Source organism: Gammaproteobacteria bacterium (assembly GCA_035501935.1).
Classification (GTDB): domain Bacteria; phylum Pseudomonadota; class Gammaproteobacteria; order JAJPIJ01; family JAJPIJ01; genus JAJPIJ01.
In genome coordinates, this window is the sequence record DATJVC010000003.1 from 20,608 (window position 1) to 43,280 (window position 22,673).

The 22,673-nt window shown below is 62.2% G+C and carries 21 protein-coding genes, 1 tRNA gene and 1 pseudogene; 17 read left to right on the top strand and 6 right to left on the bottom strand.

The window, feature by feature from the left end; translation table 11 throughout:
• Complete coding sequence (dapD, locus tag VMH34_00290; protein HTT07223.1) at window positions 1-822, bottom strand: 2,3,4,5-tetrahydropyridine-2,6-dicarboxylate N-succinyltransferase; 822 nt, start codon at window positions 820-822, stop codon at window positions 1-3.
• A gap of 1 nt (window position 823) precedes the next feature.
• On the bottom strand, window positions 824-2,029 hold the full coding sequence (gene dapC, locus VMH34_00295) for a succinyldiaminopimelate transaminase (GenBank protein ID HTT07224.1): 1,206 nt from the start codon (window positions 2,027-2,029) through the stop codon (window positions 824-826).
• Between the two features lie 151 nt (window positions 2,030-2,180).
• Between dapC and leuB the strand changes: the two genes are divergently transcribed.
• From leuB to VMH34_00370, 15 genes are all read left to right on the top strand, one after another.
• Window positions 2,181-3,254, top strand: coding sequence for a 3-isopropylmalate dehydrogenase (leuB, locus tag VMH34_00300; GenBank protein HTT07225.1), 1,074 nt, complete (start codon window positions 2,181-2,183; stop codon window positions 3,252-3,254).
• 169 nt (window positions 3,255-3,423) lie between these two features.
• The gene (locus VMH34_00305) at window positions 3,424-4,446 is read left to right on the top strand and encodes an aspartate-semialdehyde dehydrogenase (GenBank protein ID HTT07226.1); all 1,023 of its coding nucleotides are present in this window, start codon (window positions 3,424-3,426) and stop codon (window positions 4,444-4,446) included.
• A 140-nt stretch (window positions 4,447-4,586) separates the two neighbouring features.
• Window positions 4,587-8,102 (top strand): FimV/HubP family polar landmark protein, encoded by a 3,516-nt coding sequence (locus VMH34_00310; GenBank protein ID HTT07227.1) that lies wholly within the window; start codon window positions 4,587-4,589, stop codon window positions 8,100-8,102.
• 180 nt (window positions 8,103-8,282) lie between these two features.
• The gene (gene truA / locus VMH34_00315; GenBank protein HTT07228.1) at window positions 8,283-9,065 is read left to right on the top strand and encodes a tRNA pseudouridine(38-40) synthase TruA; all 783 of its coding nucleotides are present in this window, start codon (window positions 8,283-8,285) and stop codon (window positions 9,063-9,065) included.
• Between the two features lie 45 nt (window positions 9,066-9,110).
• The gene (locus VMH34_00320; protein ID HTT07229.1) at window positions 9,111-9,776 is read left to right on the top strand and encodes a phosphoribosylanthranilate isomerase; all 666 of its coding nucleotides are present in this window, start codon (window positions 9,111-9,113) and stop codon (window positions 9,774-9,776) included.
• Between the two features lie 83 nt (window positions 9,777-9,859).
• Window positions 9,860-10,984: a tryptophan synthase subunit beta gene (trpB, locus tag VMH34_00325; GenBank protein HTT07230.1), complete on the top strand. Its 1,125-nt coding sequence runs from the start codon at window positions 9,860-9,862 to the stop codon at window positions 10,982-10,984.
• A gap of 25 nt (window positions 10,985-11,009) precedes the next feature.
• Entirely contained in the window at window positions 11,010-11,816 is an 807-nt protein-coding gene (gene trpA / locus VMH34_00330; GenBank protein HTT07231.1) for a tryptophan synthase subunit alpha, read from the top strand.
• A 41-nt stretch (window positions 11,817-11,857) separates the two neighbouring features.
• Window positions 11,858-12,718: an acetyl-CoA carboxylase, carboxyltransferase subunit beta gene (accD, locus tag VMH34_00335; protein ID HTT07232.1), complete on the top strand. Its 861-nt coding sequence runs from the start codon at window positions 11,858-11,860 to the stop codon at window positions 12,716-12,718.
• Between the two features lie 47 nt (window positions 12,719-12,765).
• Window positions 12,766-14,064, top strand: coding sequence for a bifunctional tetrahydrofolate synthase/dihydrofolate synthase (gene folC / locus VMH34_00340; protein HTT07233.1), 1,299 nt, complete (start codon window positions 12,766-12,768; stop codon window positions 14,062-14,064).
• 29 nt (window positions 14,065-14,093) lie between these two features.
• Window positions 14,094-14,852: an SPOR domain-containing protein gene (locus VMH34_00345; GenBank protein ID HTT07234.1), complete on the top strand. Its 759-nt coding sequence runs from the start codon at window positions 14,094-14,096 to the stop codon at window positions 14,850-14,852.
• Between the two features lie 55 nt (window positions 14,853-14,907).
• The gene (locus VMH34_00350; protein ID HTT07235.1) at window positions 14,908-15,408 is read left to right on the top strand and encodes a CvpA family protein; all 501 of its coding nucleotides are present in this window, start codon (window positions 14,908-14,910) and stop codon (window positions 15,406-15,408) included.
• A 25-nt stretch (window positions 15,409-15,433) separates the two neighbouring features.
• Window positions 15,434-16,948 (top strand): amidophosphoribosyltransferase, encoded by a 1,515-nt coding sequence (purF, locus tag VMH34_00355; GenBank protein HTT07236.1) that lies wholly within the window; start codon window positions 15,434-15,436, stop codon window positions 16,946-16,948.
• 70 nt (window positions 16,949-17,018) lie between these two features.
• Window positions 17,019-17,618, top strand: coding sequence for a sigma-70 family RNA polymerase sigma factor (locus tag VMH34_00360; GenBank protein HTT07237.1), 600 nt, complete (start codon window positions 17,019-17,021; stop codon window positions 17,616-17,618).
• 2 nt (window positions 17,619-17,620) lie between these two features.
• Window positions 17,621-17,914 carry a zf-HC2 domain-containing protein gene (locus tag VMH34_00365; GenBank protein ID HTT07238.1) on the top strand — a complete coding sequence of 98 codons (294 nt, stop codon included), beginning with the start codon at window positions 17,621-17,623 and terminating at the stop codon, window positions 17,912-17,914.
• A 305-nt stretch (window positions 17,915-18,219) separates the two neighbouring features.
• Window positions 18,220-19,407, top strand: coding sequence for an O-succinylhomoserine sulfhydrylase (locus tag VMH34_00370; protein HTT07239.1), 1,188 nt, complete (start codon window positions 18,220-18,222; stop codon window positions 19,405-19,407).
• 38 nt (window positions 19,408-19,445) lie between these two features.
• Here VMH34_00370 and VMH34_00375 read toward each other — a convergent pair whose 3' ends face one another.
• A complete protein-coding gene (locus tag VMH34_00375) occupies window positions 19,446-19,739 on the bottom strand; it encodes an XRE family transcriptional regulator (GenBank protein ID HTT07240.1) in 294 nt (97 codons plus the stop codon).
• Window positions 19,732-20,082, bottom strand: a complete 351-nt coding sequence (locus VMH34_00380) for a type II toxin-antitoxin system RelE/ParE family toxin (protein HTT07241.1) — start codon at window positions 20,080-20,082, stop codon at window positions 19,732-19,734. The genes VMH34_00375 and VMH34_00380 overlap by 8 nt, the downstream gene beginning before the upstream one ends.
• Before the next feature lie 50 nt (window positions 20,083-20,132).
• Here VMH34_00380 and VMH34_00385 point away from each other — a divergent pair.
• Window positions 20,133-20,225: pseudogene (locus VMH34_00385) on the top strand (PLP-dependent transferase).
• 45 nt (window positions 20,226-20,270) lie between these two features.
• Here VMH34_00385 and VMH34_00390 read toward each other — a convergent pair.
• On the bottom strand, window positions 20,271-20,834 hold the full coding sequence (locus tag VMH34_00390; protein ID HTT07242.1) for a hypothetical protein: 564 nt from the start codon (window positions 20,832-20,834) through the stop codon (window positions 20,271-20,273).
• Window positions 20,835-20,956: 122 nt separating this feature from the next.
• Window positions 20,957-21,032, bottom strand: a tRNA-Arg gene (locus tag VMH34_00395).
• 239 nt (window positions 21,033-21,271) lie between these two features.
• Here VMH34_00395 and ppnN point away from each other — a divergent pair.
• On the top strand, window positions 21,272-22,645 hold the full coding sequence (gene ppnN, locus VMH34_00400) for a nucleotide 5'-monophosphate nucleosidase PpnN (GenBank protein HTT07243.1): 1,374 nt from the start codon (window positions 21,272-21,274) through the stop codon (window positions 22,643-22,645).
• Window positions 22,646-22,673: the final 28 nt, after the last annotated feature.

Here is a 22,673-nt window from a genome sequence, read left to right on the forward strand (position 1 = left end):
TCAAACACCGCGCAGGAGCTCGTTGATACCGACCTTGCCGCGGGTCCTGGCGTCCACCTGCTTGACGATAACGGCGCAGTAGAGGCTGTGACTGCCATCCCTGGCCGGCAGGTTGCCCGAGACGACGACGGAGCCGGGCGGAATATAACCATAAGTAATTTCGCCGGTCTCACGGTTGAGAATCCTGGTGCTCTGGCCGATGAACACGCCCATCGAGATCACTGATCCTTCTCCGACCACCACGCCCTCGACCACTTCCGAGCGCGCGCCGATGAAACAGTTGTCCTCGATGATGGTGGGGCTGGCCTGTACCGGCTCCAGCACGCCGCCGATGCCCACCCCGCCGCTCAAGTGCACGTTCCTGCCGACCTGCGCGCAGGAGCCGACGGTCACCCAGGTGTCCACCATGGTGCCGGAATCGACATAAGCGCCGATGTTGACGAACGAGGGCAGCAGCACCACGCCGGGCGCGATATAGCTGCCGCGCCGCGCCACCGCGCCCGGTACGATGCGCACACCGGTCGCCTTCAATTTCTTCGCGGTGCCGCCCGCGTATTTCATCGGCACCTTGTCGAAGTAATTGCTGTGGCCGCCCTTCATGACCCGGTTTTCCTCGATGCGGAAGGAGAGCAGCACCGCCTTCTTCAACCACTGGTTCACCGCCCACTGGCCGTTCTTCTTCTCGGCCACACGCCGCTCACCGGTATCCAGCAAATCGAGGCAGTTCTTGACCGCGGCCTTCAGTTTCTTGGGCGCCTTGGCGGGCGTGATCTCCGCGCGGTGTTCGAAGGCGTCTTCGATGATCTTTTCCAGGTCTCGCATGTCATTTCCTTCCTGCGGTTTCAACGAATTCTTTTATGCGGTGCGCGGCCTCGACGCATTGAGCAAGCGGCGGCACCAGCGCCATTCTGACACGCCGCGCGCCGGGATTCATGCCATGCGCCTCGCGGGCCAGATAAGTGCCGGGCAGCACCGTGACATTCTGTTGCGTCAGCAGGCCACTGGCGAAAGCAACATCGTCCATCGGCAGCTCCGGCCAGAGATAAAATCCCCCCTCCGGGCGCTCGACCTTGAGCGCGGACTTCAGTATGGGCAGCACCGCGTCGTATTTCTGCCGGTAGAGCCGGCGGTTCTCGATGACATGCGCCTCGTCGCTCCAGGCAGCGCAGCTGGCATGCTGGGTGGGCAGCGGCAGGGCGCAGCCATGATAGGTGCGGTAGCGCAGGAATTTTTCCAGCAGATCGGCGTCACCGGCAACGAAGCCGGAACGCAATCCCGGCACGCTGGAGCGCTTCGACAGGCTGTGGAATACGATGCAGCGGCGGTAATCCGTGCGGCCCGCTTGCGCCGCGATTTGCAACAAGCCGGCCGGCGGCTTCTCCTCGCGCTGATAAATTTCCGAATAGCATTCGTCGGCCGCGATGATGAAATCGAATTGATCGGCCAGCGCGAACGCCTGTTCGTAGAGCGCACGGTTGAGGACGTTGCCGGTGGGATTACCCGGCGAACAGAGATACAGCAACTGGCAGCGTTGCCAGATTCCCTCCGGCACCGATTTGAGATCGGGCGTGTACTGATTCGCCGCCGTGCAGTTGAGAAAACAGGGTGTCGCGCCCGCAAGCAGCGCCGCGCCTTCGTAGATTTGGTAGAACGGATTGGGCATGACCACGACGGGGGCGGCGCGTGTGCGATCCACGACGCATTGCGCGATGGCGAATAATCCTTCGCGCGTGCCGCTGACCGGCAGCACGTGTCGCTCGGCGGTCAACGTGTGCGTGGGCAGCTTGAACCGTTGCCTGAGCCAGCGGGCCAGAGCAGTGCGCAGTTCATCGCTGCCGCGCGTGGTCGGATACTTCGCCATTTTTGGCAGATGCCGGGTCATGGCCTGCAAAATAAACGGCGGTGTCTCGTGCTGCGGCTCGCCGATGGAGAGATCGATGGCGGATTTCGGCGCAGGACGCACGGCGGCCTTGAGCTGCGCCAGTTTTTCAAACGGGTAGGGCTGAAGGCGCGATAAGGCGTCGTGCATGGCGCGGAGGAATGGGGTTTGCGAGCTAGAAAAGGCGGCCAGTATAGGCGATGCCTTCCGGCTCACCTATAGGTTCAACAGTGGCTTTCAGGTATCCTTGTCGCCCTTTGGTGGCGGGAATTCAAACTAAAATTTTAGATTTCATAGGCTTATGAGCAAGAAAATGCTGGTATTGCCGGGTGACGGCATCGGTCCGGCCATCGTCGCGCAGGCCATGAAGGTTGTGGATCGCCTGCGTGGCAAAAACGGGCTGAATCTCGAGTGCGAGGAGGCATTGATCGGCGGCGCCGCCATCGATGCAACCGGCGATCCCCTGCCGGCAGCCACGTTGACCAGGGCGCGGGCGACGGATGCAGTGCTGCTCGGCGCCGTGGGTGGGCCGAAGTGGGAATCGCTCGACATCAAGGTGCGGCCGGAGAAGGGGTTGTTGCGCCTGCGATCGGGGCTGGGTTTGTACGCAAATCTCCGTCCGGCGCTGCTCTATCCGCAACTCGCAAGCGCCTCCACGCTCAAACCGGAGGTGGTGGCGGGGCTCGACCTGCTCATCGTGCGCGAGTTGACCGGCGGTATTTATTTCGGTGAACCGCGCGGCGTGCGCACGCTGGAAAACGGCGAGCGCGAGGGCTACAACACCGAGGTCTACCGCGAGTCCGAAATCCGCCGCGTCGCCAGGGTGGCGTTCGATCTGGCGCGGCGCCGCGGCCGGCGCGTGTGTTCGGTGGACAAGGCCAACGTGCTGGAGGCCACGGAATTGTGGCGCAACGTCGTGGACGAAGTGGCTCGCGACTACGCTGACGTTGTGTTGACGCACATGTATGTCGACAACTGCGCCATGCAACTGGTGCGCAATCCCAAGCAGTTCGACGTGCTGGTTACGACCAACATGTTCGGCGATATACTCTCCGATCTGGCGTCCATGCTGACGGGATCGATCGGCATGCTGCCGTCGGCGTCGCTGGGCGAAGGCGGCAAGGGTTTGTATGAGCCGATCCACGGCTCGGCGCCGGACATCGCCGGTCAGGACGCTGCCAATCCGATGGCGACCGTGCTGTCGCTGGCGATGGCCCTGCGGTATTCGCTGGATGCGCCGGCGCTGGCGGACAGGATCGAAACGGCCGTGTCAAAGGTTTTGGATCAGGGGCTGCGTACCGCCGATATCTGGTCCAAGGGCACGACCAAAATAGGCACCGAGGCGATGGGCGATGCCATCGTCGCGGCGTTGTAGTTGGGCCCCGAATCAGTCCGTCCTGGACTGCCGAGGGCCAGGGGAAGTAGAAAAGCGTGGTTTTTTTTACCCCCCTTCATTTTCAGCGGCTCGCCGCTGAAAATGGCGGCACTGCCCTGTGCCGCGTGTGCCACGAATTTTAATCTTATTTGGAAAGTTAAATGAACGTATGAGCAGGAAATTCAATGTCGCAGTGGTGGGCGCCACCGGTGCTGTAGGCGAGGTCATGCTGTCGATCCTGGAACAACGCGAATTTCCGGTCGGCAGGGTGCACGCCGTGGCCAGCAGCCGCTCCGCGGGAAGGCAGGTGGAATTCAATGGCCGGCAGCTGACCGTCGAAGCGCTGGAGGATTTCGACTTCTCCGGCATGCACATCGGTTTGTTTTCCCCGGGCGCCTCGGTGTCCGCAGTGTACGCGCCCAGGGCCGCAGCGGCGGGTTGCGTCGTCATCGACAACACCTCGCAATTCCGGCAGGAGAAAGACGTGCCGCTGGTGGTGCCCGAGGTCAACCCGCACGCCGTGGCGCAGTACAAAAACCGCGGTATCATCGCCAATCCGAATTGCTCGACCATCCAGATGGTGGTGGCATTGAAGCCCATTTACGACGCCGTCGGCATCGAGCGGATCAACGTGGCTACATATCAGTCGGTTTCCGGCACCGGCAAGGAGGCCATTGAGGAGCTGGCGGTGCAGACGGCGGCGCTGCTCAACGGCAAACCCATCGATTGCAACGTCTATCCGCGCCAGATCGCCTTCAACTGCCTGCCGCACATCGACGTGTTCATGGACAACGGCTATACCAAGGAGGAAATGAAGATGATCTGGGAGACGCGCAAGATCATGGAGGACGAGGCCATACAGGTGAACCCGACCACCGTGCGAGTGCCGGTGTTCTACGGCCATTCCGAGGCCGTGCACATCGAAACCAAGGAGAAGATGACCGCCGCCCAAGCGCGTGCTGTGCTGCAAAAAGCACCCGGTGTGGTGGTGATGGACGAGCGCAAGGACGGCGGCTATCCAACCGCCGTGACCGAGGCCGCGGGCCAGGATCCGGTTTACGTCGGGCGCATCCGCGAGGATCTCTCCCACCCCCGGGGTCTGGACTTATGGGTGGTCTCCGACAACATACGCAAGGGGGCGGCGCTGAACAGTATTCAGATAGCCGAAATCTTGGTAAAAGACCATTTCTGAGCTATAGTTAAGCTCTAATTGTAAAGTCCATTCGCAGGTTTTGTGGCATAATGGGGACATCGCCGGCGGGCGCAGGTGCCGTTTTGCCGGACAGTTGTAACAGACTCTCAATGAATTTGAAGGATCAGCGGATGAGAAGGATGAAGATCCTCGGCTTGGTCGCGTTGTTGGCGATCCCTTTCGGGGGGGCACAGGCGCTGGGATTGGGCAACGTCGAAACGCGTTCCGTGCTCAATCAGCCCTTCGAGGGGCGCATTCCCATCGTGCAGGCCACAGCGGATGAAATTGACAGCCTGACTGTTCACCTGGCCGGTAACGATCAATTCGTGCGTGCCGGCATTGATCGCGCCCCGGTGTTGTCACAGCTGCGGTTCGAGATTAAACAATCGGGCAAGGGGGCGGACTACATCCGCATCAGCACGCACGATCCCATTGCAGAACCTTTCCTGAATTTTCTGGTGGAGGTCAACTGGGCCAAGGGTCGACTGATCCGCGAGTACACCGTACTGCTTGATCCGCCGCTCTACGTACCCACCCAGCGCCTGAGCGCTGCGCAACCCACCATCACCAGCGGCGGCCCTGCTGTGACGGGCGCGGCCGGCGGTGGTGAAAGCTGGCGTTCAACAGAGCAGCCCATTTATTACCCCCACGGTCACATCGGGGGCATGGCGATGGCTGGCGGTGGCGGAGTTTCAGGAGTCCCCGCTGCCGGCGCCGAGACCTTATGGTCGGCCGCCGCCGCCCTGCGGCCGGATGAATCAGTCAGCATGGCGCAAATGATGCTGGCGCTGCTCAAGGCCAATCCCGACGCGTTCATCAACGGCAATGTCAATCTCCTCAAACGCGGTTACATCAGCAAGCTGACCGTTCCGGATCATCAAGCCCTGACCGCGGTATCGCGGGAAGACGCGCTGGCAGAGGTCAAGCGGCAGCACGAGTTATGGCAGGAATACCGGCAGGGCGGCGCCAAAACACTTCCGCCGCAGACCGCCGTTGAAACGGCCGCCGCGCCGGCATCCGAAAGCAAGGAAGGCGCCGCCCCCGAAAAATCTCCCGAGAATACCGCTGCAGCCGGCGGCGAGAGCGACCAGGCCAAACTGAAATTGCTGGCGGCCAAGGAGGGTGGCGAGGCCCAGGCGGGTGAAGCCATGGCGCTGACCAAGGAACAACTGGCCTCCAAGGAACGCGAAAACGAAGAATTACGCTCGCAACTGGTGGAATCGCAGCAACTCGTTGATACCTTGAAGAGCCGCATTGCCTTGCAGGACAACCAGCTCGCTGAATTGCAGGCGAAGCTGTCGCAACCGCAGGCCCCCGCGCCGGCGCCTCCTGCTCCTGCGCCAGCCGAGGAAGTGAAGCTGCCGCCGCCGGCAACGGTCGCGCCGGCACCTGAACAAAAACCAGCTGCGCCTGCTCCCGCGGCTGAGCAGCCGGCCGCCGCCGAGCAGAAGGCGGAACAGAAACCGGAACAAAAACCGACCGAGGCAGCGCCGGCGGAATCGAAGGAGGCGGCTGCAGAACCGTCGAAGGAGAAGAAGAAACGGCCACCGCATCCCGCTGGAGAAAAGAAGGCCAGGGTTCCCAGCGGTCCCACATGGATGGATGAAGCGCTAACCACGCTTTCCGGTATCTGGGACAATGTTCGTGACGCGCTGGGTGGGATAACCGGCAGCCTCCAGGGCGTTGCCTCCAGTCTTTCAGGCCTCATCCCCAAGACGGTCGTGGACACAGTGCCCGGCGGTTTGCCGGCCCTGCTGGGCGGGGTGATGCTGGCGCTGGCAGTGCTGGTTGCGTTGATCCGCGGTATCGCACGGCGGGCCCGGAGTACGGGCACGCGTCCGGCGGCACGGAGGGTGGAACGCGCGGTTTCCGACACTGATGAAACAATACGGGCCGCTGGCGAGACCACCGACTACGGCCAGGATATCACCCGTGATCGTGCCGATCAGACGGAGATACCCGGCGGTGCGCCCGACGAGGAAGCGGCGGACAAGACCCAGATCGCGCTGCCTCCGGGAACCGCCGGCGCGCCGCCCGCAGCTGAGGAAGATCCGCTTTCCGAAGTGAACGTCTATCTGGCCTACGAACGGTTTGACGAGGCGGAAAAGGTTGTCAAGGCCGCCATCGCCAAATATCCCAACGAACACAAGTACAAGTTGCGGTTGCTGGAAGTGTATTACGCCGCCTCCAACAAGGTGGGCTATGAAAACGCCGCGCGCGCCCTGAAAAACGCCGTGGGGGAAGGCGGTCCGCTATGGGACAGCGCGCTCGCCATGTGGCGGGAGATGTCGCCGGATCGAGAATTGTTTGCCGCCGGTGGTGCCGAGGCCGCGATACCCGCCGGTGGAGCACGGCAGTTTGTTGATATCACGGGCGCCAGCGTCGGCGAAACGGGCGCGCTCAGCGACACCGTCATGATGGCGCCGGGCGCCGTGCCGGCCGCCGCCCCGAAAGCCGGCGAGGCCGGGATCGATATCGATTTGGGCGTGGGCGGCAGCACGGGCGCCACCACGACGGCCGAGAACGCGGTACTGGATCTGACCGCTGCCCAGATGACACCCGAGGACGCGTTGAGCCTCACCGCGGCCGACAGCACCGGGGTTTTGGACTTGAGCGGCGGCGGTGTTGAGTCCCCCGCGGCCCTGTCTCCGGATTTATCCTCGACCGTCGACAAGAGTCTCGGCGGGGCGCCGCCGGCGGGGGAGGACCTGCTGGATGTGACCAAGTCCGGAATGGGCCAGACGCTCGGCGCAACGCCGGCGGGCATGGATGATTTGCTCGATGTGACCAAATCCGGAATGAGTCATACCTTGAGCGAAGAGCCCGCCGGGATGGAAGACCTGCTCAATGTCAGCATGTCCAAGGAAACGTCCAGGGAAACGCCCAAGGAGGACGACCACGTCCTGGAATTTGACATTGGTGGCGGGGCACCGGCTGCCGAACCGGATGAAATAGAAGTCAAGGCGCCAGCGGGCGATGACAACAGTCTGGAATTCGATCTGGGCACTGCGGCCGCCGGCACGCCCGATGATGGTGGTTTAGGTCTGGAATTGAGCGACAGCGGCAAGGAAGACACCTCGTTGTCACTGGAAGATTTGGCCGAATCGGCCGGAGAGTTGACCCTGGATGTCAGCGGCGGAGGCGCTACGCCGGAGTCGGCGCCCGCGACCGCCGCCACCACCACCAGAGGACTGTCACTCGACGCGGGCGGCGGCGACGGTCTGGATCTCGACCTGTCGCTGGAAGGCGAGGGTTCGTCACTGGACGACCTGACCAAATCCATGGAAGAAACCGTGGCGGGGATGAAACCGGAGGGTACCAGTGCAACGGTCTTGCCGGCCCTGGATCTCTCGCTGGAAGCGCCCGCGGAAGAGAAGGGCGTTGATTTTGACTCGACGCAGGAGATTGCACACGACGCCCTGGCCAAGGCCCGGACCCAGGCCGATGTGGGCAACGAACAAACTGTGGTCATGCCGCGCAGTGCTCCGGTGGACGCGCAAACGGCGGTGGCTGAAGTCGATACGAAGTTGAGCCTCGCCAAGGCCTATATCGAACTGGGCGACAGCGCCGGCGCACGCACCATCTTGAACGAGGTGGTCTCCGAGGGCAACGCCACACAGAAGGCCGAGGCCCAGCGGTTGTTGCAGACCATCTGATCCTTTTGGGGTGGGCTCTGAACAAGTCCATCCTGGACTTCTCAGAGCGCGGAAACTGAAAAACGTGATTTTCAGTTTCCTGCATTCTCAATATGTCCATTCAGACATTGAAAATGACAGTGCATCCCCGCACTGCGGTTCCGTGGCTAACGAGTCATCTGATTCCGACAGTGTCGCCTCATGCGCATAGCGATGGGCCTGGAGTACGATGGCCGCCATTTCCTCGGCTGGCAAACCCTGGGGCACGGCCGCACAGTGCAGGATGTGGTCGAAGCCGCCCTGGCGCGGATAGCCGCTCATCCCGTTAAAGTATTCTGCGCCGGGCGCACCGACAGCGGGGTGCACGCCACCGGCCAGGTAATCCATTTCGACACCCCGGCGGAACGGGATTTCCGATCATGGGTGCTGGGTGCCAACAGCGGACTGCCCGGGGACGCGAGCGCGGTGTGGGCATGCGGTGCACCGGATGACTTTCATGCCCGTTATTCGGCGCAGGGCCGCGTGTACCGTTACGTCATTCTCAATCGCAGCGCCCGACCGGCGGCGTTTTGCGGCAAGGTCAGCTGGTACTATCCCGCGCAGCTGGACGCGGAGCGCATGCAGGCCGGCGCCGCGGCGTTGATCGGCGAGCACGATTTCTCCGCATTCCGGTCGAGTGAGTGCCAGGCCCGTCACGCAGTGCGCGAAGTGCGGCGACTGCGGGTTTGGCGGGACGCGGACCTCATCCACATCGAAATCGAAGCCAATGCCTTTTTGCATCACATGGTGCGCAACATCGCCGGCGTGCTGATGGCCATCGGCTCGGGCCGCGCCGAACCCTCGTGGTCGGCGGAAGTGCTGGCCGGCCGGGATCGCACGCGTGCCGGTGTCACCGCTTCCGCGGAAGGCCTGTATCTCACCGGCGTCTTTTATCCGGAGAAATACGGCCTGCCCGCGCCGCCAGTCCAACGCTGGCCGTATTAACTTGATGGAGTAAAATCAAACCTCCGCCATCAACGGCCATCTCTCATGTCGCCTGTCAGGGTCAAATTTTGCGGCATCACGCGCGCCGAAGATGCACGGACGGCCGCGGCGCTGGGCGCGGACGCCATCGGGCTCGTGTTTTACGCCGGCAGCCCACGGGCGGTCACTTTGCCGCAGGCGATGGCCGTCGTGTCCGGATTGCCGCCGTTCGTTGCCCGCGTGGGGTTGTTCGTCGATCCGCGCATGGAGGAGGTGGAGATGGTGTTGCAGCTGGGGGGGGTGGATGTGTTGCAGTTCCACGGCGCCGAGCCGCCGGAATTCTGCCGCCACTTTGGCCGGCCTTACATCAAGGCGCTGCGCATGCGCCCGGGCATGAATGTGCGTGCCGAGGTGGAACGCCACCCCGATGCCGCGGCCGTGCTGCTCGACACCCATGAGGCGGGCAAGCCTGGCGGCACGGGCAGGGCGTTCGACTGGACGCTGATCCCGCGGGATCTCCCCCGTCCCGTAATCTTGGCAGGGGGGCTGACTCCTGATAATGTCGCTGCCGCCATCCGCCAGGCACAGCCTTATGCCGTGGATGTGAGCGGCGGCATAGAATCCGCGCCCGGCGTCAAGGACGCCGGCCTGATGCAGGCTTTTCTCCACGAGGTCAAAACGTGTTGCGAATCGAACGAACCATCGACGGCGCCCAATCCGCAGCGCCCGTGAAAGAGGCGCGGGAGCAGACCGGCCTGCCGGACTCACGCGGCCATTTCGGCGCCTACGGCGGTCGTTTCGTGGCCGAGACGCTGATGCAGCCGCTCGCCGAACTGACCACCGCCTATGAACGTTATCTGAAGGATGCGGAGTTTTTGCGTGAGCTTGAGGAGGATCTGCAGCACTATGTTGGACGGCCCTCGCCGTTGTACTTCGCCGAACGCCTGACGCGCCGCTACGGCGGTGCGCGGATTTATTTGAAGCGCGAGGATTTGAATCACACCGGCGCGCACAAGATCAACAACACCGTCGGGCAGGCGCTGCTTGCCAAGCGCATGGGCAAGACGCGCATCATCGCCGAGACCGGCGCCGGTCAGCACGGCGTGGCCACCGCGACGGTGGCCGCGCGGCTGGGACTGGAATGCGTGGTGTACATGGGGTCCGAGGACACCAAACGGCAGGCGATCAATGTGTACCGCATGAAGCTGCTGGGCGCCGAGGTGGTGCCCGTCGAATCCGGATCGAAGACGCTCAAGGATGCCTTGAACGAGGCGATGCGTGACTGGGTCACCAATGTGGACAATACCTTCTACATCATCGGCACCGTCGCCGGCCCGCACCCGTATCCGGTAATGGTGCGCGATTTCCAGGCGGTGATCGGACGCGAGGCCCGCGCCCAGTGCCTGGCGCGCTGCGGCCGCCTGCCGGATGCGCTGGTGGCCTGCGTCGGCGGCGGTTCGAACGCGCTCGGCCTGTTTTATCCCTTCATCAACGACGCGGCGGTAAAAATGTACGGCGTGGAGGCGGCGGGCGACGGCCTGCAGACGGGACGGCACGCGGCCTCATTATGCGCCGGCCGGCCCGGCGTGCTGCATGGCAATCGCACCTATCTGCTGGAGGATCGGAATGGCCAGATCATCGAGACCCATTCGATCTCCGCCGGCCTGGATTATCCCGGCGTGGGGCCGGAGCACGCCTGGCTCAAGGACAGCGGCCGCGCGCAGTATCTGGCGATCACCGACGAGGAAGCCCTGCAGGGTTTCCACGATCTCACGCGCATGGAAGGCATCATCCCCGCGCTTGAATCGAGCCACGCAATCGCCTATGCAGCCAAACTGGCCCCGACCATGGGCAGGGATCAGATTATCGTCATCAATCTTTCCGGGCGCGGCGACAAGGACATCCACACCGTGGCTTCGCGTCAGGGTATTCGTTTCTAGTCATGTAAAACCGTCAGTAGATCCCATGAGCAGAATCCAGTCCTGTTTTGAGGCGCTGCGTCGCAATCACCGCAAGGCGCTGATCCCGTTCCTCACGGCCGGCGATCCGTCGCCGGCGAGCACGGTGCCTCTGATGCACACGCTGGTGGAGGCCGGCGCCGATTTGATCGAGCTGGGCGTGCCGTTTTCCGATCCCATGGCCGACGGCCCGGTGATCCAGCGGGCCAGCGAGCGGGCGCTCAAGTACGGCGTCAGTCTGCATGACGTGATCGGCATGACCGCTGAATTCCGCAAGACCAATGCGCAAACGCCGGTGGTGCTGATGGGATATTTGAATCCGATCGAGGTCATGGGTTACGAGTCGTTTGTCGAGGCCGCCGCGCGCGCGGGCGTTGACGGCGTACTGACGGTGGACCTGCCGCCGGAGGAGGCCTCATCGTTCGTGACGCTGTTGCGCAAACAGGGCGTCGACCCGGTGTTTCTGCTGGCGCCCACCACCACCGAGGAACGCGCCGCGCGCATCTGCCAGGCCTCCAGCGGCTTTGTTTATTATGTGTCGTTGAAAGGCGTGACCGGCGCCAGCGGCTTGAACGTGAGCGATGTCGCCACGCGCATCCGCGCCATCCGCAAACATACGCAACTGCCAATCGGCGTCGGTTTTGGCGTCAAAGATCCGGCCACCGCGGCCAAACTCGCCGAAGTCGCCGACGCCGTGGTGGTGGCCAGCGCATTGCTGTCCGCGATGGAGACGGTGCACGCCGATCCGGCGAAATTGCGGCAGGTCGTGCACGGTTTTGTCGCCGGTCTGCGCACGGCCATGGATGCCGCCTGACGCGCTCACGATCCCGAATTTTGAAAAGGTAACCGCCCCGCATGAACTGGTTCAAGAAATTGCTGCCTTCACGCATACGCACCAACGGCGTGGCCAAGCGCGGCGTGCCGGAGGGTCTGTGGACCAGCTGTCCGGCGTGCAAGACGATGCTGTACAACGCCGAACTGGAACGCAATCTGGGCGTCTGCCCGAAGTGCCATCATCATCTGCGCATCCGCGCCCGCAAGCGGATCGACAAATTCCTCGATCCGCAGCCGCGTAGCGAGATCGGCGCCGACATCGCGCCGGTGGACTTTCTGCGTTTCAAGGACGGCAAGCGCTACAAGGATCGCCTGCAGGATGCGCAGCACGCCACCGGCGAGAGCGACGCCCTGGTGGTGATCGCCGGCAAGGTCAAGGGGCTGCCGCTGGTCGCTTGCGCCTTTGAGTTCGAGTTCATGGGCGGCTCCATGGGGTCGGTGGTTGGTGAGCGCTTTGTGCGCGCAGTGGCCGCCTGCATCGATAAAAAGATTCCCCTGGTGTGTTTTGCCGCAAGCGGCGGCGCCCGCATGCAGGAAGCGCTGGTGTCGCTGATGCAGATGAGCAAGACGGCAGCGGCGCTGGCGGCGCTGCGCAAGCGCGATATCCCGTTCATCTCGGTGCTGACCGATCCGACCATGGGCGGTGTGTCGGCCAGCCTCGCCATGCTGGGCGACATCCAGATCGCGGAGCCGAATGCCCTGATTGGTTTCGCCGGGCCGCGCGTCATCGAACAGACGGTGCACCAGACCCTGCCGGAGGGGTTCCAGCGCAGCGAGTTTCTGCTCGCGCACGGCGCCATCGATCTGATCGTCGACCGCCGCCAGATGCGCGACCGCATCGCCGGGTTGCTGTCGCTGCTGATGCATCACCCCCTGCCTTGAGTGCCCGTGCCCCCGCGAGAAATTTTCAAATCCGCCGTATCTTGAACTTGTCCACTGCACCCGCCGTTTCCGTCCCGCACCGCCCCCGGTTCAGCCGGCTTGCCGACTGGCTGGCGTGGCAGGAGTCGCTGCACGGCGCCGAGATTGAGCTGGGGCTGGATCGCTGCCGGGCCGTGTATGAACACATGGGCCTCGGCAAACCGCCTTATGTCGTCATCAGCGTGGCGGGCACGAATGGCAAGGGCTCCAGCGTGGCGCTGCTGGATGCGATACTGAGCGCCGCCGGTTACCGGGTGGGTTGCTACACCTCGCCGCACCTGCTGCGCTACAACGAGCGCATCCAGATCTCCGGCACCCCAGCGAGCGACGAAACGATCTGCACCGCGTTTGATTACGTCGATCATCATCGCGGCGGCATCTCACTGACCTATTTTGAATTCGGCACGCTGGCGGCGTTTGACATCTTCAGCCGCGCCGCCATCGATGTCGCCGTGCTGGAGGTGGGACTGGGCGGGCGGCTGGACGCGGTCAACATTCTGGACGCGGACGCGGCGCTGGTGGCCGCCGTCGATATTGATCATGTCGAATGGCTGGGGCCGGACCGCGAAAGCATCGGCCGGGAGAAGGCGGGCATCTTCCGCGCGGGCCATCCGGCAATCTGCTCGGATCCCCGGCCGCCCGCGAGCCTGGTGCAATACGCCGGCCAAATTGGCGCCCGCCTGTCGCTGTACGGCCGGGACTACGGTTGGGAAAAGTCTGCGGCGGGATGGACCTGGTGGGGCCGCGATCAGCGGCTGCCCGATCTGCCGCCACCACACCTGCATGGCGAATTTCAGTTGCAGAACGCCGCCGGCGTGATGAAGGTGCTGGAAGAGTTGCGGGACCGCTGCCCGGTCACCCGCACCGCCATCGAACAGGGCTTGCGGCACGTAAGTCTCAAGGGACGCTTCCAGATTTTCCCCGGCGCGGTGACCTGGATCCTGGATGTGGCGCACAATCCACAATCGGCGCGCGTGCTGGCCGAAACGCTGCGCTCGCATCCTTGCGCCGGCCATACGCACTTTCTCGTCGGCATGTTGCGCGACAAGGACATCCGCGGCGTGTTCCAGATCATGTCTGGTCTGGCGTCCCACTGGCATCTGGTCACGTTGCCGGGACGGCGGGGCACTACGGCCGAGTTTCTCTACGGGCAATGGCAGGCGGCGGGTGGGAACGCCGCCGTCAGCTTGTACGACGACGTGGAAGCGGCCTATGCCTGGGTCCGGCAACTGGTGGCGGCGGGCGACCGGGTGCTGGTCTTTGGATCGTTTTTGACTGTGGCCGGCGCCGCTAAACTGATAGAGTAGGCGAGTGATGGGAAAAAGCGCGAGGTGAGATGGACCAGATTCTGAAACAACGTTTGGTGGGCGCCGTCGTACTGGTCAGTGTGGGGATACTTTTCCTGCCGGTGCTGTTTGAAGGCGTGCCGACCCCGGAAGAACCCAGGATCGAGACCACCAACATCCCGCCGAAACCGGAGGCCGACTTTAACTCGCGCATCATCCCTCTGGAAAGCGACGCGACGGTGACGCTGCCGCCACCCGCGACTCCGACGGAGACGGAATCTCCGTCCGCATCACCGCCACCGGCCACACCCGCGCCAGCGCCCGCAGCCACACCGCCATCCGCCCCACCCGTGTCCACGGGAAGTAAAACCCCGGATGCCGCGGCAACCCCCGCTACTCCCGCCGCAGGCAAGCCGGCCACGGCCGGCAAACCGGCGGAGAAGGTCGCGGAAAAATCCGTCGGCGGAAAAAAACCGCTTGAACAAAACCAGACCGATAAATCCCCGCCGCCGGCCGCACCGGCACGAACCAACAAGCCCGGCGTCGCGGAAAAGAGCGAACAACGCGTCGGCGTGACGGCATGGGTGGTGCAGCTGGGCAGTTTTGGCAGTGAGCAAAACGCGAACGAACTGGAGACGCGCCTGAAGAAGGAAGGCTATGCCGCATTCGTGGAAAAACTTTACGCCAGCGATGGCCAGAAGTTCCGTGTTCGCATCGGGCCGGAACTGGTGCGCGCCAAGGCCCAGGAGATGCGCGACAAAGTCGAGAAGGATATGAACCTCAAGGGTATCGTCGTGCGTTATCCATAATTGTCATCTCTGGATAAGTCCATTCCGGACTTCATGCAGGTAGAGGGCGTTGAATATGCATCAACTGATCTGGGTGGACATCGGCATACTCGCCGTCATCGGCATCTCCACGCTCATCAGCCTGTTCCGTGGTTTCGTGCGCGAGGTGCTGTCGCTGGTGGCCTGGGTGGCGGCCTTCTGGGTGGCGATCACCTTCTCGCCTCAACTTGCCGATCTTCTTACCTCCAAAATCAGCGTCCCCTCGGCGCGCACCTTTCTCGCCTTTGGCGCCTTGTTTCTCGCCACCCTGTTTGCCGGCGGGTTGATCAATTTTCTGATCGGCAAGCTGATCAAAGCCACGGGTCTCTCAGGCACTGATCGAATGCTCGGCATCTTCTTCGGACTGGCGCGCGGCATCGCCATCGTCACCGTGCTGGTGCTGCTGGCGGGCCTGACGCCTTTACCCAAGGACCCGTGGTGGCACGAATCCCAATTCATCCCGCATTTTCAGCAGCTTGCCATGATACTGCGGGGGCTGTTGCCGCCCCAGTATGCGGCCTATTTCAACTTTGGATGACGGCAGGGTTACAATAGCGCCCCTCATGTGCGGCATCGTCGGCATTGTCGGCAGAAGCAGCGTCAATCAGGCCCTGTATGACGGCCTGACGGTCTTGCAGCACCGCGGCCAGGACGCCGCCGGCATCGCCACCTACGCCGAGGGCCGTTTTTTTCTGCGCAAGTCCAACGGCATGGTGCGCGATGTCTTCCACACCCGCCACATGGTCAATCTTGCCGGCAACATGGGCATCGGCCACGTCCGTTATCCCACCGCCGGCTGTTCCTCCTCCGCCGAGGCCCAGCCGTTCTACGTCAATTCGCCCTACGGCATTGCGCTCGCGCATAACGGCAATCTCACCAATGCCCAGGAATTGAAGGCGCAGCTCTTCGCCGAGGACCTGCGCCACATCAACACCGATTCGGATTCCGAGGTGCTGCTCAACGTGCTGGCGCACGAATTGGCGCGCAGCGGCAAGCTGCGCATCGACGCCGAGGACGTCTTCGCCGCCGTGCGCGGCCTGCACAAGCGGGTGCGCGGCGCTTATGCCTGTGTCGCCATGATCACCGGCGTCGGCATCCTGGGCTTCCGCGATCCGCACGGCATCCGCCCCGTGGTCTATGGCCGCCGTGACACGAAGGAGGGGCCGGAACATATGATCGCCTCCGAGTCGGTGGCGCTGGATGTCCTTGGTTTCAGGCTGGTGGGCGACATCCAGCCCGGCGAGGCGGTGTTCATTGACAAGAAGGGCGAGCTGCACCGCCGGCAGTGCGCGGATAATGTGCTGCATGCGCCGTGCATTTTCGAGTACGTCTATCTGGCGCGCCCGGACTCCATCATCGACGGCATCTCCGTACACAAGGCGCGCATGCGCATGGGCGAGAAGCTGGCGGCCAAGATCCAGCGCGTGTGGCCGGACCATGACATCGATGTCGTCGTCCCCATTCCTGACACCAGCCGCACGGCGGCGCTGGAGCTGGCGAACATCCTGGGCTTGAAATACCGCGAGGGCTTCATCAAGAACCGCTACATCCCCCGCACCTTCATCATGCCGGGGCAGGGTATGCGCCAGAAATCGGTGCGGCAGAAATTGAACGCCATCGAGCTGGAATTCAAGGGCAAAAACGTTCTATTGGTGGACGACTCCATCGTGCGCGGCACCACCTCCGGCCAGATCATTCAGATGGCCCGTGATGCGGGCGCGCGCAAGGTCTACTTCGCCTCCGCCGCGCCGCCGGTGCGCTTCCCGAACGTGTACGGCATCGACATGCCCACCGGCGAGGAATTAATCGCCTATAACCGCACCGATGAGGAGGTATGTCGGATCATCGGCGCCGACCGCCTGATTTATCAGGACCTGGATGACCTCATCGATTGCGCCCGCCGGGGCAATCCCGACATGCAGCGTTTCGACACCTCGTGTTTCGACGGCGTGTATGTGACCGGCGACGTCAGCGATGTGTACTTGAAACGCATCGGCGCCCAGCGTTCGGACGGCGCCAAGACCAGGCGTGACAAGGGTGGCGGCAACGCACTGAACGATCTGACCGCCACCGCATAGCGCGTCGCGGTCATCCTGGAACCGCCCGCATTCGGTTTTCCCGTTTGTCTCCACCAGCCTGTTTCCAACCGTGACGAATCCCGCCAGCGCGCCGGATGAGACGCAACTGGTCGCGGCGTTGCAACGTGGCGATGCCGCGGCCTTCGAGACCCTGGTGCGGCAGCACGGTGATGCGCTCTACCGGCTGGCCGTGCGGGTGCTGGGCAACGAGGCCGATGCCCGCGACGCCGTGCAGGACGCTTTTATCAGCGCCTTCAAGGAAATCAAACGCTTCGAGGGACGCGCGTCGCTGAAGACCTGGCTGTACCGCATCGTCCTCAACGCCGCCTTGATGCGGCGCCGTACGCGGCAGCGCAAAAACGAGGTTTCCATCGACGATCTGCTGCCGCATATCGGCGAATTCCGCCACGAGCCGGAGTGGAATTTCACCGAGTCCGCCGAGGACATCGTGACCCGCGAGCATGTCCAGCAGCATGTCCGGGGACAGATCGAGCGGCTGCCGGAGGCCTACCGTACCGTTTTGCTGCTGCGGGACATCGAAGGGTATGACACCCGCGAGACGGCCGAACTGCTGGGCGACAGCGAGGGCAGCGTGAAGGTCCGGCTGCACCGGGCGCGCGCCGCCTTGAAGACCCTGCTGGAGCCGCTCTACAAGGGTGAGGTCGCGTAACCATGAAACGGATATTGCTGAAACTCGAATATCTGATGTTCAAGCACGTGCCGGGCATGCTCACATGCGCCGAGGCGGACGCCTTTATTTCGGAATACGTGGACGGCCGGCTGCCGGCGTCGCAGCGCCGCAAATTCGAGCGGCATATCCGCATGTGCCGCCCCTGCCGCGCCTATCTCAAGGCCTACCGCCGCACCGTGACGCTGGCCCGGTTGTCCGCGGCGGAGCAGCGCACGCCGGCAAAGACCCGCATGCCCGGGGAACTGGTCCACGCCATCCTTGCCGCCTGTAAATAGAAACACCGTTCGTGCTGAGGTATCGAAGCACGTACGACTTAAATGTTTGGGTGATATTCGCCCTTCGATACCTCAGGACGAACGGCATTAGCTGGCTGGAGTTTGACAGCGCGTAGCGATTTCTCTACATTGCCGCCCTTGGCGCCGATTTGAATCAGCTTGCGGGCGCTCCGGAGTGTGAAATCGCACGACCGGAAAATCAGCTAAAGCGATGGCAAGATCACAAGCCCGCTTTAGTTTCGCGGGTTTTTTTGTGCCCGCATGATGGCCCGCCGGCGGCGCATGACAGCGAGGGAGTACGAATCATGGGCGATAAACCCGATCAAGAGTATGCAATCGAAACGCTGTCCGTGCGCGCGGGACAGGTGCGCACGCACGAGGGCGAGCAGAGCGAGCCGCTGTTTCTGACCTCGAGCTTCACCTTCAAGAACGCCGCGCAGGCGGCGGCGCGTTTCAAGGGTGACGAGCCGGGCAACATCTACTCGCGCTTCACCAACCCGACGGTGCGCACCTTCGAGCAGCGGCTGGCGCTGCTGGAGGGCGGCGAGCGCTGTGTCGCCACCGGTTCCGGCATGGCGGCGATCCTGACCACCTGCATGGCGCTGCTGAAGAGCGGTGATCACGTGGTCTGCTCGCAGAGCGTGTTCGGCACCACGGTGACGCTGTTCCAGCAGTGGCTGTCCAAATTCGGCGTGCAGCACACCTTCGTGCCGCTGACCGACTACGCGGCGTGGGAGCAGGCGATCCGCCCGGAGACCAAACTCCTGTTCGTGGAGACGCCTTCCAATCCGCTGACCGAGATCGCCGACATCGCGCGCCTGAGCGAAATCGCGCACAGGCACGATTGTCTCTCAGTGGTCGACAACTGTTTTCTAACGCCGGCGCTGCAACTGCCGTTCAAGTTCGGCGCGGACATCGTCATTCATTCCGCGACCAAGTATCTCGACGGCCAGGGCCGTTGCGTGGGCGGCGCCATCATCGGCGGCGATAAATTGCTGGAGCCGATGTTCGGATTCGTGCGCACCGCCGGACCGTCGTTGAGTCCGTTCAACGCCTGGGTGTTTTTAAAAGGTCTGGAGACGCTCGGCCTGCGCATGGAGGCGCACAGCGCGCGCGCCCTGGCGGTGGCCGATTGGCTGCAACAGCAGCCGAAGGTGAAGCGGGTTTACTATCCGGGCCTGCCGTCGCATCCACAGCATGAACTGGCCAAGCGCCAACAGAAAGGCTACGGCGGCATCATCAGCTTCGAGGTGGAGGGTGGTCAGCCCGCGGCATGGAAGCTCATCGACGGCGTGCGCATCTTCTCCATCACGGCCAATCTCGGCGACGCCAAGAGCACCATCACCCATCCGGCCACCACCACGCACTGGCGCATCACGCCGGAGGAGCGTGCCCGTGCCGGCATTACTGACGGACTGATCCGCATTTCTGTGGGATTGGAGAACGCAGAGGATTTGAAACGCGATCTTCAGCAGGCCTTAAAATCAATCTGAAGCGCACCGGCAAGCCCCAAACGTTATTCGTACCTCTCTCACGCTGCCTTCAGCTCGATCTTGACCGTATAGCCGAGTGCCTTGGCTGCGCGCGTCAGAGTGTCGATTGTCAAACCGGTGTCCGATTCATCCAGAAGGCGATCAAGGGCCGAGCGACTGGTGCGCATGCGTTTGGCCATTGCCACTTTGGTGAGGCCCTTTTTCTTCATGCCCTCCTGCATTTGCCAGGCAAGCACGCGTTTAAGGGCGCGCGCAGACACCTTCTGAAGCGAACCATCCTCAGACAACAGGTCGTCAAGATTGTTGCCGATATGTCTATTGGCTTTAGCCATATTGCACCTCCTTCATCCTGCGCAACGCGAGATCAAGGTCCTGTGGAGGAAGTTTCCTCGATTTTTTGATGAAGCCATAAACCAAGACCATTATTGCGCCAACTTTTGTGAACAAAACCCGAGCAATGCCAGAGGGTAGGGTACTTCGCACTTCCCATAAGTCCGGCTTGAGCTTCCGGACTAGTGGCATGCCCAAGGGCCAACCAAACTGAACGGTCTTGAGATCCTCGCCTATTATCCTCCGTTCCTCTGGAGGAAGGTTCTTCGGCCACTCACGGACGGGTTCACGGCCTTGGGCGGTCACGTAGAAACGGATCTCCAAGATCGGCGATCTCCTGACCATGACCTAGTGTACCACAAATGGTACGTCACTTGCGAGGAAGCACCCGCGCCGGGATCACCGACGGCCTGATCCGTATTTCAGTGGGATTGGAGAACGCAGAGGATCTGAAACGCGATCTAAATCAGGCATTGAAATCGATCTGAAGTTTGCTGGCGAAGCGCATTGATGTTTGTTAGGTCGAAGATTTGTTAAACCTGCGGCGAGTCGATGAGCCCGCGCAAAAACGGCGATATGTCCTCAATTCTGACGATCTCACGCCGGGGAATGTAGTAGTCCCGCACGACTTTACAGTCCGGATACTTCGCGATGAAATCATCGTGTAGTTTCATATTCTTGCTCAGGACACTACTCATTGCACGGCGTCCAGTCATGAATTTCAGTGGGTGTTCCGTTCCCAGCACATACAAATGCCTCGATTTCGGGCTTTCGAGCTCAGCGAGATAGAAGAAGTCTTTGAAAACCGAGTTCTGCCGGATAGCTTCTGGTCCGCCTTGCCACGAGATAAATTTGAACTCAGCAACCCGACGGTCTGTTTCCAAGTCAAATTGTTTACCAGTGTTGCCTGCACCCAGTGATAGGCTCTGCACGCGCTCATCAACTGCCAAGAGTTGTGGCAGACAGAGTAGAATCCCAAGCGCATGGATAACGACGTTGATCTGTCCAGCAATATTCTTGATGAGCGCTGCACCTTCGAGGGTCTCATGATCAGCATCATGTTGTTGCAGAATCGGAGCAAGCTCACCCGCAGTCATGCCCTCTAGGGCAGACTCCATTTTCCAGAGGCTAAGACCTAGATCTTGCCCCGAGAATCGCTGTAAAGCAGCGACAGCATGTGTGAGCTCCAATGTTTCTCTCTCCTGAGGCGAATTAATGGTGGCGCCCTAGGCCGGAGTCGAACCGGCGACCTTCCGCTTAGGAGGCGGACGCTCTATCCACTGAGCTACCAGGGCGTTTTGCAAACAATCGTCATCGTCAGTGAATTCAACCATCCTTGGTGCTAAGACCCGGCCTCGCCCTCCGTGGCTCGGCGCTCGCCGGGGCGGACATTCACTGGATGTCCGCCTCAATCCGTCTCGCCCACTGAAGCTACCAAGGCGTTTTGCAACAATAATTTATTGTACTCCTGAACTTTCTTCCATCCGAATTCCTACCCCGTGCCGCCAACAGGTACAATGCCAACATCCCGCACATGAACACCACGAATACAGTTCATACCGTCGTCAGTCCCGAAGGCAGCCTCGAAGTGCTGTCGCAGCGGGAGGTGATGGAACTCCTCGATACCGGCAACGGCGGCTTGTATGAGCAATTCCGGCGCTGCTGTCTGGCCGTGCTCACCTCCGGCAATGAAATCGACGATACCCGCGCGCTGCTGAAGGCATATCCGGATTTCCAAGTGCGGCTGGTGCAGAAGGAGCGCGGCATCAAGCTCAGGGTCGAGAACGCCCCCGCCAGCGCCTTCGTCGACGGCCGCATGATCCGCGGCGTCCGCGAACACCTGTTCGCCGTGCTGCGTGATATCCTGTTCATGCACAACGAGATCCAGCAGGGCGCGCGCTTCGACCTCAACACTTCCGCCGGTATAACTGAAGCTGTGTTCAGCGTCCTGCGCAACGCGAATGTGCTGCTGCACGGTGCCAGCCACCAGATCGTCGTGTGCTGGGGCGGGCATTCGGTCAGCCGCGAGGAATACGACTACAGCAAGCTCGTGGGCTATGAACTGGGGCTGCGCGGATTGCATGTTTCCACCGGCTGCGGTCCCGGGGCCATGAAGGGGCCGATGAAGGGCGCCGCCATCGGCCACGCCAAGCAGCGCAGCAGCCGCGGCCGGTACATCGGCATCTCCGAACCGGGCATCATCGCGGCGGAATCACCCAATCCGATCGTCAACGAGCTGGTCATCATGCCGGACATGGAAAAGCGGCTGGAGGCCTTCGTGCGGCTGGGACACGGTTTCATCATCTTCCCCGGCGGCGCGGGCACGGTGGAGGAAATCCTTTACCTCCTGAGCATCCTCTTGCACCCCGACAACGCCAATTCGCCCTTTCCCATGATCTTGAGCGGCCCGCATTCCAGCCGGGATTATTTCCGCCTGTTGACGGAGTTTATTGCCGAGGCCCTCGGCGAGAAGGTCGCGGCGCAGTTGCGCGTCATCATCGGCGAGCCCATCAAGGTGGCGCGGCAGATCAAGACGGCGTTGGACGAGGTTTTTGAATTTTGCGAGCGCAATGATGAGGCCTATTACTTCAACTGGCGCCTGCGGCTCAATCTGGAATTGCAAAAACCATTTGCCGCCACGCATGAAAGCATGGCCGCGCTTCAAATACATCGCGACCAGCCGGTGCACCGGCTGGCGGCGCAGTTGCGCCGCGTCTTCTCGGGCATCGTCGCCGGCAACGTCAAGGAGGACGGCATGAAGCGGGTGGAGGAACACGGGCCCTTCGAGATCCACGGCGAACGCGCAATCATGGCCAGTCTCGATGCGTTGCTGCAGGCATTCGTCGCGCAAAAGCGCATGCGGCTGCCGGGGCGGGAATACAAGCCTTGTTACCGCATAGTAACTTGAAGCGACCGTCGCGGTAGTAGTTATAAAC

Bases quoted from the DNA above. Each gene is read 5' to 3' on its own strand.
- VMH34_00305 (HTT07226.1), top strand. From the start codon at position 3,424: ATGAGCAGGAAATTCAATGTCGCAGTGGTGGGCGCCACCGGTGCTGTA.
- VMH34_00375 (HTT07240.1), bottom strand. From the start codon at position 19,739: ATGGCTAAAGCCAATAGACATATCGGCAACAATCTTGACGACCTGTTG.
- VMH34_00310 (HTT07227.1), top strand. From the start codon at position 4,587: ATGAAGATCCTCGGCTTGGTCGCGTTGTTGGCGATCCCTTTCGGGGGG.
- trpA (HTT07231.1), top strand. From the start codon at position 11,010: ATGAGCAGAATCCAGTCCTGTTTTGAGGCGCTGCGTCGCAATCACCGC.
- dapD (HTT07223.1), bottom strand. From the start codon at position 822: ATGCGAGACCTGGAAAAGATCATCGAAGACGCCTTCGAACACCGCGCG.
- VMH34_00345 (HTT07234.1), top strand. From the start codon at position 14,094: ATGGACCAGATTCTGAAACAACGTTTGGTGGGCGCCGTCGTACTGGTC.
- leuB (HTT07225.1), top strand. From the start codon at position 2,181: ATGAGCAAGAAAATGCTGGTATTGCCGGGTGACGGCATCGGTCCGGCC.
- VMH34_00350 (HTT07235.1), top strand. From the start codon at position 14,908: ATGCATCAACTGATCTGGGTGGACATCGGCATACTCGCCGTCATCGGC.
- purF (HTT07236.1), top strand. From the start codon at position 15,434: ATGTGCGGCATCGTCGGCATTGTCGGCAGAAGCAGCGTCAATCAGGCC.
- ppnN (HTT07243.1), top strand. From the start codon at position 21,272: ATGAACACCACGAATACAGTTCATACCGTCGTCAGTCCCGAAGGCAGC.
- dapC (HTT07224.1), bottom strand. From the start codon at position 2,029: ATGCACGACGCCTTATCGCGCCTTCAGCCCTACCCGTTTGAAAAACTG.
- trpB (HTT07230.1), top strand. From the start codon at position 9,860: ATGCAGCCGCTCGCCGAACTGACCACCGCCTATGAACGTTATCTGAAG.
- accD (HTT07232.1), top strand. From the start codon at position 11,858: ATGAACTGGTTCAAGAAATTGCTGCCTTCACGCATACGCACCAACGGC.
- VMH34_00370 (HTT07239.1), top strand. From the start codon at position 18,220: ATGGGCGATAAACCCGATCAAGAGTATGCAATCGAAACGCTGTCCGTG.
- VMH34_00390 (HTT07242.1), bottom strand. From the start codon at position 20,834: ATGACTGCGGGTGAGCTTGCTCCGATTCTGCAACAACATGATGCTGAT.
- truA (HTT07228.1), top strand. From the start codon at position 8,283: ATGCGCATAGCGATGGGCCTGGAGTACGATGGCCGCCATTTCCTCGGC.
- VMH34_00365 (HTT07238.1), top strand. From the start codon at position 17,621: ATGAAACGGATATTGCTGAAACTCGAATATCTGATGTTCAAGCACGTG.
- VMH34_00380 (HTT07241.1), bottom strand. From the start codon at position 20,082: ATGGTCAGGAGATCGCCGATCTTGGAGATCCGTTTCTACGTGACCGCC.
- VMH34_00320 (HTT07229.1), top strand. From the start codon at position 9,111: ATGTCGCCTGTCAGGGTCAAATTTTGCGGCATCACGCGCGCCGAAGAT.